At 59.6% G+C, this 972-nt stretch carries 1 protein-coding gene; it reads right to left on the reverse strand.

The window, feature by feature from the left end; all coding sequences use genetic code 11:
• Positions 1–15: 15 nt before the first annotated feature.
• Positions 16–962, reverse strand: a protein-coding gene (locus tag M3P21_RS22325) for an IS630 family transposase (RefSeq protein WP_249713711.1) whose coding sequence is annotated in 2 segments (ribosomal slippage) — positions 16–630 and positions 633–962 — 945 coding nt in all. Because the reading frame shifts where the segments join, the coding sequence is not laid out codon by codon here.
• Between the last annotated feature and the right edge of the window lie 10 nt (positions 963–972).

Raw genomic sequence — 972 nt, forward strand, 5'->3', positions numbered from 1 at the left:
TAAAGCGTTTCGGCATTAACCTGAGACATATCCGGCAGCCTTGAAGTAGTTCCAGCACTCGTTTGGGTCGTAGAGATCACAGATGTTCCCGATGGCATCAAAGACATCGGTGAAGGTTCTCGCGCCGATCCGCCGGAGGTGAGCTTTCAGTTTCGAGAATGCTTGTTCGATAGGGTTCAGATCAGGGGAGTATGGCGGCAAGAAGAGGAACCAGCAGCCGTGGTCGTGCATGGCCTGCGCTGCTTCTTTGTTGCGATGCGTGGCGAGGTTGTCGAGGATGACTACGGTGCCCGGCGCGATCTCCGGGACCAGGACTTTTTGCACGTAAGCTGCGAATGCCGGTCCATCCATTGCACCCTTGATCACCCATGGCGCGATCAGGGCGTCTGCGGTCAGCCCTGCGATCAGTGTTTGGGTTCCCCAGCTCCCAAAGGGCGCATCCATCGTCAGGCGCTCCCCTCGCTTGGCCCTGCCGCGCAGGCGGGTGAGGTTTGTCTTCACGGCGGTTTCGTCAATGAAGACAACGCGATCAGGCAAGGCTGAAATGGCGGGAAGCCGATGTCTGAACCAATCGGCCCGTTGCTGCCTTACTTTGGCACGGCGGCGTTCGGTGGCGACCAATGACTTTTTTTGTACGTGAAGCCAAGCCGCGACAGCAGGTTGGCGATGGACGAATGGTGCACTTTTACGCCCTCGGCATCCGCCAGCGCGTCGCGCAATTCAAAGAGCGTGATGTCGGGATCTTGCGCGATCAGATCCTCAATGAACGCCCGGTGCGGAGCCAGCTTTCCTCTCCCGCGTGGAGGCCCTTGCGGGGCAGGTTCAGCACTCCCCTTGGTCCGAACCTGACGCACCCACCGCGCGCCGGTCGCTGGCGAGAGTTTCAGTCGTAACGCCGCCGCCCGCCCGCTTAGCCCTTCCTCGATATACTTCTGAAATCGCGCACGAAGTGCAGATGGCAAAGGTGCTGAC

Origin of the sequence: Ruegeria spongiae (assembly GCF_023502395.1) — a bacterium.
Lineage (GTDB): Bacteria > Pseudomonadota > Alphaproteobacteria > Rhodobacterales > Rhodobacteraceae > Ruegeria_C > Ruegeria_C spongiae.